The following is a 6,520-nucleotide window of genomic DNA, read 5'->3' on the forward strand; positions in this document are numbered from 1 at the left end:
GCATCAGCCCAGGAAGGTGGCGATCCGGTCCCGCAGCCCGTGCGCGTCCAGGCCGTAGGCGGCCAGGTGCTCGGGGATCGAGCCGTACTGCCGGTGCTCGGTGCGCGGCACGCCGAGGGCCAGCACCCGGTGCGGACGGTCGGCGAGGGCCTCGTGCGCCTCGTTGGCGGAGGTCCCGGCCAGGTACGGCTCGACCAGCACCACGTCCGCGCCGTGCTCGGTGGCGGCCCGCAGCGCGGCGCCGTCGAACGGCCGGACGGTGGCCGCGTAGAGCACGGTGACGTCGAGGTTCTCGGTGGCGGCGAGCACGGCGTCCAGCATCGGGCCGACCGCGACCACGGCGCCCCGGGTGCCCCGCCGGACGACGGTGAACCGGCCCGGCTCGACGGCGACGGCGCGCTCGTTGCTGTGCGCGGAGAGGCGGACGTACACCTTGCGGTCGCCGTCCGCGACCGCGTGGCGCAGCAGCCGCTCCGCCTCGTCCGGGTGGCCGGGCACGTGCACCGTCCAGTCCGGCAGCGTGTCCAGCAGCGCGACATCGCCCGGGGCCATGTGGGTGCGGCCGCCGGCCGGCCAGTCGTAGGAGCCCGCCGCGCTCACCAGGACGGCGCCGACCCCCTGGTGGCCGAGGTCCAGCTTCACCTGCTCGAAGGGGCGCTCGACCAGGAAGCTGGCGAAGGTGTGGGCGATCGGGCGCAGGCCGGTGAAGGCCAGGCCGGCGGCGGCCCCGATCAGCAGCTGCTCGCGGATGCCGACGTTGATCAGCCGGTCCGGGTGCCGCTCGGCGGCGGCCTGGAAGCCGGCGGCGCTGATGTCGGCGAGGACGAGGGCGAGGCGGGGGTCCTCGTCCAGCAGGCGGGAGGTGGTCTCGATGAAGCGGTCGCGCATGGTGTCCACGGTTCGGGCTTCCTTTGTCTGCTCAGGCGTTCTTGGACTCGACGCGGGCCACCACGACGCGCGGCCGGCCCGGGTGTTCGGCGGTGTACGCCGTGTGGAGCGCGTCGTGGTCGCGGCCGTCCACCGTCTCCGCCGACCAGCCCTCGGCGGCGAAGCGCGCGGCGATGCCGCCCTGCCAGCCGAGGGTGGCCGAGGAGTTGTCGATCACCAGGGCGTGCAGCCGGTCCAGCCCGTAGGCGCCGGCGAAGGCCACCGCCTCGTGGTTGGAGCCCTCGTCGAACTCGGCGTCCCCGAGCAGTACCCAGACCGCCGGTTCGGTGAGCCCCTGGGCGCGCAGGCCGAGCGCCGTGCCGACCCCGATCGGCAGGCCGTGGCCGAGCGAGCCGGAGCTGATCTCCACCCCGGGGATCAGCAGCCGGTCCGGGTGGTGGCCGAGCGGCGAGTCGTAGGCGCCGAAGCTCGGCAGCACCGCCGGGTCGAGGAAGCCCTTGGCCGCGAGGACGGCGTAGTACGCCATCGGGCCGTGGCCCTTGGAGAGCAGGAAGCGGTCCCGGTCCTGGTCGTCGGCGGTGGCCGGGGTCACGCGGAGGACGCGGTCGTACAGCACCCACAGCGCGTCCAGGGTGGAGGTCGCGGCCGGGCCGTGCTTCTCGTCGCCGGTCATCAGGGCCATCAGGCCCGGCAGCTCGGCGTAGCCGGAGGAGGTGCGGTTCGTCATGGCCCCGATGCTGCTACCTGAAGTCGACTTCAAGTCAAGCGCTACAGTGAGCGCCATGAGCGCCCACAGCCCCAGCCGCCACGACCTCCTCACCATCGGCCAGCTCGCCGACCGCAGCGGTCTGGCCGCCTCGGCGCTGCGGTACTACGAGAAGCTGGGGCTGATCCACGCCACCCGCACCACCGGCAACCAGCGCCGGTACACCCGCGGCACGCTGCGCCGGATCGCCTTCGTCCGGGCCGCCCAGCGGGTCGGCCTGTCCCTGGACGAGGCCAGAGTCGCCCTGGACCGCCTCCCGGAGCACCGTGCGCCGAGCGGGGCGGAGTGGGACGGCGTCGCGCAGTCCTGGCAGAGCCGGATCGACGAGCAGATCGCCGAGCTGGAGCGGCTGAAGGCCAAGCTCACCGGCTGCATCGGCTGCGGCTGCCTGTCGCTGACCCGCTGCGGCCTCTACAACGCCGCCGACCGCGCGGGCGCCGCCGGCCCGGGCGCCCGCTACCTGCTCACCCGCGACCCCGCCACCGGCCCGGAGCCGGCGGGCGGGGACTTCACGGAGTGACGAAGAGGCCCCGACCGCGGGGGCGGCCGGGGCCGGAGGGTTCCCGACCATCATCACGAGAACCCCCGCCCCGGCGGTATCCCACCCTTGTGGGGGCCGGGCGCGCCTTCCGGGCCACTGCGGCCGTAGATCGTGATCACGGAGGGGAGGGTCAGGTCCGGGACGCTCCGAGGAACCGCAGCACGGCCAGGACGCGGCGGTGGTCCGCGTCGACCACGGGCAGGTCGAGCTTGGCGAAGATGTTGTTGATGTGCTTCGCCACGGCGCTCTCGCTGACCACCAGCGCCTGCGCGATGCCGGCGTTGGAGCGTCCCTCGGCCATCAGGCCGAGCACCTCCCGTTCGCGGGGGGTCAGCCGCGCGAGCGGGTCGCTGTCGCGCCGCAGCAGCAACTGGGCGACGACCTGCGGGTCCAGAGCCGTGCCCCCGTCCGCCACCCGCCGCACCGCCGCCACGAAGTCGGCGACATCGGCGACCCGCTGCTTGAGCAGGTAGCCCACACCGCTGGTGTTCGCGGACAGCAGGTCAGCCGCGTACCGCTCCTCCACGTACTGCGAAAGCAGCACCACCGCCGTCCCCGGCCAGCGCCGACGGATCTCCATCGCCGCCCGCACCCCCTCGTCGGTGAAGCCGGGCGGCATCCGGACGTCGATCAGGGCGAGTTCGGGCCGGTGCTCCGCCACCGCCGCCAACAGCCCCTCCGCGTCGCCGGCTTCCGCGGCGACCTGGAACCCGCCCATCTCCAGCACCTCGATCAGGCCGACCCGCAACAGCACCGAGTCCTCGGCGATCACCGCGCGCACGGCAGCTCCGCGGTGATGGTGGTGGGCCCGCCGACGGGGCTGCTGACGTGGAAGGCCCCGTCGAGGGAGCCGACCCGCTTGGCCAGCCCGGTCAGCCCCGTGCCGGCGGCGGCGTCGGCACCGCCCAGCCCGTCGTCGGTGACGCGCACGCGCAGCACCTCGCCGACCCGACGGACCGTCACCTCAACACGCATCGCTTCGGCGTGCTTCGTCGCATTGGTCAGCGCCTCCGAGATCACGAAGTACGCGACCGACTCCACGCTGGGCGCCACCCGCTCCTCCAGATCGACCCGCAGCCGCACCGGCAGGGGCGTGCGGGCGGCCAGCCCGGACAACGCCGCGTCCAGACCTCGGTCTTCGAGCACGGCCGGGTGCAGCCCCCGCGCCAGGTCATTGAGTTCGGCGATCGCCTCCTTCGCCTCCAGGTGCGCTCTCGCGATCACCTCCCGGGCATCGCTCGACAGGTCCGGGCGGGTGGCCATGGCCAGACCCAGGTTGACCGCGAGAGACACCAACCGCTGCTGGGTGCCGTCGTGCAGGTCGCGCTCGATCCGGCGGCGCTCCGCGTCGACGGCCTCGATCAAGTCGGTCCGGCTCACGGCCAGCTGATCGACCCGCTCCTGGAGCCGCTGCGCCCGGCTGGGCCCGAGCAGGCCCAACGCCAGCCGCGCCTCGGCCCGGGCCACTGCCCGCACGGTCCAGGGCAGGGCGCACAGGAGGAGGAGTCCAGCCGCTGTGTAGACCGGCAGCTGGGTCACGTAGCCGAACCAGTCCTGGCGGATTCCGGTCGGCAGCGCCCATGCCCAGGCGTAGGCGATGACGCCCGTCAGGCCCGCCGCCGCCAGCACGAGCACCAGCAGCTCCAGCAGCGCGAGCAGCGGGCCCAGCAGGAGGTGGTAGCCGACCTTGCGCCAAGGCCGCGTCGCCGCGAGCCGCCGGGCGGCCGAGGCCCACGTCCGCCGTTCCGGCGCGGCGGGGGTGAGCCGGGGGACGTCCACACCGATGAGCGCCCGGTAGCGGGCCCGCTGAACGGCCGTGAGTACCGGGGTGCCGAGCAGGATCAGTGCGGCCGACACGGACACCGTCAGGATCCAGTTCCCCGTCCTGGCGGTAGTCGTCGCCGCCCAGGCCCACACGGGCACCAGCGCCAGGTGCGGCGGCACACCGGCGGTCAGAAAGACGGTGTCCCGCCGTGCCCGGAGGACCGAGCGTCTCAGTCCAGCTGGAATCGTCATGGCACGACGCTAGGGCACCGCAGGAGGACGGTGCCATGAAACCTGTACCCGATCTCATGGTGAACCCAGTACCAGGCTTCCCCGCGCCCGACGCACCCCGGCCCACCGCGGAGTGACCCTCGCCCATCAACGCCGAGGGCTGGCCCGACGACGTTCCGGTGCACGGCGCGAACGACACCGGCGGCGGCCTCCACGTCACCGTCACGGCGGCGGAGGAAGCCGCCGTCCGCGCGCGCCTCGCCGCCGCCGGGCTACCGGTGGACGCGCTGCGTCACCGCACGGGGTCCACCCGCCGCAACCGCAGCTGAAGATCCCCGGCCGCGAGCTCCAACGAGCGGCCGTCGTCGAGGCGTTCGGCGACGAAGCGTTCGGCACCGGGGCCGGCGAGGCAGCACTCCAGCCGGCGTCACTCCGGTCTGCTCATGGGCTGGAAGCGGACGGCCGCCCAGAGGTCGGCCAGGGCCTCGGAGAGGAGGGCGTAGGTCGTGGGCGGGACAAGGCCGACGACCTCGACCGTGACGGGCCGCGCCGGCGTCATCGGGCACACCCGACGGGCGACTCGACCTCGGCCCACACAATCTTGCCCACGCCGCCCTCACGGGGGCAGCAGCCCCAGCGGTGCGCCAGCAATTTGACGATCGCGAGCCCGCGCCCGGACTCGTCCTCCCCACCGGCCGCCCGCAACACCAGCCCGCGTTCGCCCCTGGCGTCGTGCACCTCGATGCGGAGACGTCGACGGTTGACGTCGAGGACGAGCTGAACCTGCCGCCCCAGGGGCGTGCCGTGCAGAACGGCATTGGTCACCAGCTCGCTGACGAGCAACTTCCCGGATTCGAGAAAGCGTTCACCCCCGGGCGCATCCGCGAGCAGGTTTTCGAGCAACCGGCGCGCTTCCCCCGGCGAGCGCCTGCTGCGCGGGAGCCAGCTGGAGAGAGAGGGAGGGGTCGGGAGGCAGGAGGACATGGCGGATTCACCTTCCTGGTGCAGGGAGTTGAAGGCGTGGTGCTGCCGATGATCACTCAGACGAACCGTCGAGTTACTGCATGTAGCATGCTCTGCAATGGCCCCACTTCGCAAGCGCATCTCCGCGCAATTGCGTCTCACCGCAAGGGGCTTGTGATCACCGAGGGAGGTGGCAGACTGTGACTCGATGTCAACCGAGAGGGAGCGAGCAGAGTGGACAGTCCGACGGTGCTGCGGCGTAGGCTCGGCTCCGAGCTGCGGCGACTGCGCGAACGGACAGGGCTTCAAGCGAAGGCGGCCGCCGACACGTTGCGGTTCAGCGCGACCAAGATCTCGCGCATCGAGTCCGGCCAGACCACCCTCAAGGAATCGGACGTCCGCGCCCTGCTCGAACTGTACGGCGTCACCGACGAGGCCGAACTGCGGCAGTTCATCTCCCTCACCCGCCGCAGCACCCAGCGAGGCTGGTGGCACGACTACGGCGATGCGCTCCCCGACTGGTTCCAGACCTACGTCGGCATGGAGTCCGATGCCGCCCGCATCCGCGCCTACGAGATCGAGCTGGTTCCGGGCCTCCTCCAGACGGCCGACTACGCTCGCGCCATCTTCCGGATCTCGCCGTCAGCCCCGAGTGCGGACGAGATCGAGCGCCGAGTCAAGCTTCGAATCCAACGGCAGGAGATCTTCCACCGCGCCGACCCACCCAGCGTCCGGACCATCCTCAACGAGGCAGTCCTCCGCCGCCCGATCGGCGGTCCGCACGTCATGAGGGACCAGGTCCTTCATCTCATCGAGCTGGCCGAGAAGTACGACGTAGCGATCCAGGTCCTGCCCTTCACCGCAGGAACGCATGCCTCGATGAGCATGGCGTTCCACATCCTCTCTTTCGCCGATGTTCCGGGCGACGTGGTCTATGTCGAAGCGCTGACCAGCAGTCTGTACATGGAGCGGGAATCGGACATCGCCCACCACGAGCTTGTCTTCGCGCGGCTCTCGGAATCCGCAATGAGCCCCCAGGACTCGCTGTCCTGGATGCAGAACTTGGCAACAGAGGGGTACGGACGTGGCAACTGATCTGACATGGCGAAAGAGCAGCTACAGCGGTAGCGAAGGCGGCAACTGCATCGAGGTCGCCGCTTCCCTCACCGACACCGTCCCCGTCCGCGACAGCAAGGACCCCGACGGCCCCATCCTCACCTTCACCACCACCGCCTGGCACTCCTTCCTCACCGCCATCCACACCGGCGAACTCCCCACCCAGGCCTAACCACCCCGGCGGGGGGGGGGGGGGGGGCCCCCCCCCCCCCGGGCCCCGGCCCCCCGCGCGGCCGGGGCCGGGGGGGGAG

10 protein-coding genes are annotated in these 6,520 nt (G+C 72.2%); 4 read left to right on the forward strand and 6 right to left on the reverse strand.

All coding sequences use genetic code 11. The annotated features are described in order from the left end of the window. Positions 1 to 3: 3 nt before the first annotated feature. Positions 4 to 897 (reverse strand): transketolase family protein, encoded by an 894-nt coding sequence (locus tag ACFC0B_RS08350; RefSeq protein ID WP_376083824.1) that lies wholly within the window; start codon positions 895 to 897, stop codon positions 4 to 6. Positions 898 to 919: 22 nt separating this feature from the next. Continuing rightward, positions 920 to 1,615, reverse strand: a complete 696-nt coding sequence (locus ACFC0B_RS08355) for a transketolase (protein WP_376083826.1) — start codon at positions 1,613 to 1,615, stop codon at positions 920 to 922. Between the two features lie 55 nt (positions 1,616 to 1,670). Here ACFC0B_RS08355 and soxR point away from each other — a divergent pair, with 55 nt between their 5' ends. Continuing rightward, a complete protein-coding gene (gene soxR, locus ACFC0B_RS08360; protein WP_376083828.1) occupies positions 1,671 to 2,174 on the forward strand; it encodes a redox-sensitive transcriptional activator SoxR in 504 nt (167 codons plus the stop codon). A gap of 151 nt (positions 2,175 to 2,325) precedes the next feature. On the opposite strand, the gene ACFC0B_RS08365 is transcribed toward soxR, so the two are convergent. Next, the gene (locus ACFC0B_RS08365; protein ID WP_376083830.1) at positions 2,326 to 2,976 is read right to left on the reverse strand and encodes a response regulator; all 651 of its coding nucleotides are present in this window, start codon (positions 2,974 to 2,976) and stop codon (positions 2,326 to 2,328) included. Then, complete coding sequence (locus tag ACFC0B_RS08370) at positions 2,964 to 4,211, reverse strand: histidine kinase (RefSeq protein ID WP_376083832.1); 1,248 nt, start codon at positions 4,209 to 4,211, stop codon at positions 2,964 to 2,966. The genes ACFC0B_RS08365 and ACFC0B_RS08370 overlap by 13 nt, the downstream gene beginning before the upstream one ends. A 158-nt stretch (positions 4,212 to 4,369) precedes the next feature. Here ACFC0B_RS08370 and ACFC0B_RS08375 point away from each other — a divergent pair, with 158 nt between their 5' ends. After that, a complete protein-coding gene (locus ACFC0B_RS08375) occupies positions 4,370 to 4,519 on the forward strand; it encodes a hypothetical protein (RefSeq protein ID WP_376083834.1) in 150 nt (49 codons plus the stop codon). A 98-nt stretch (positions 4,520 to 4,617) separates the two neighbouring features. On the opposite strand, the gene ACFC0B_RS08380 is transcribed toward ACFC0B_RS08375, so the two are convergent. Both ACFC0B_RS08380 and ACFC0B_RS08385 read right to left on the reverse strand, forming a co-directional pair. After that, positions 4,618 to 4,749 (reverse strand): hypothetical protein, encoded by a 132-nt coding sequence (locus tag ACFC0B_RS08380; protein WP_376083836.1) that lies wholly within the window; start codon positions 4,747 to 4,749, stop codon positions 4,618 to 4,620. After that, entirely contained in the window at positions 4,746 to 5,294 is a 549-nt protein-coding gene (locus ACFC0B_RS08385) for an ATP-binding protein (RefSeq protein WP_376083838.1), read from the reverse strand. The genes ACFC0B_RS08380 and ACFC0B_RS08385 overlap by 4 nt, the downstream gene beginning before the upstream one ends. A 93-nt stretch (positions 5,295 to 5,387) precedes the next feature. On the opposite strand from ACFC0B_RS08385, the gene ACFC0B_RS08390 reads away from it, so the two are divergent. Continuing rightward, positions 5,388 to 6,248: a helix-turn-helix domain-containing protein gene (locus ACFC0B_RS08390; protein ID WP_376083840.1), complete on the forward strand. Its 861-nt coding sequence runs from the start codon at positions 5,388 to 5,390 to the stop codon at positions 6,246 to 6,248. Further along, complete coding sequence (locus ACFC0B_RS08395) at positions 6,238 to 6,441, forward strand: DUF397 domain-containing protein (RefSeq protein ID WP_376083842.1); 204 nt, start codon at positions 6,238 to 6,240, stop codon at positions 6,439 to 6,441. Before ACFC0B_RS08390 ends, ACFC0B_RS08395 begins: the two co-directional genes overlap by 11 nt. Positions 6,442 to 6,520: the final 79 nt, after the last annotated feature.

Source organism: Kitasatospora sp. NPDC056184 (assembly GCF_042268405.1).
Taxonomy (GTDB): Bacteria; Actinomycetota; Actinomycetes; order Streptomycetales; family Streptomycetaceae; genus Kitasatospora.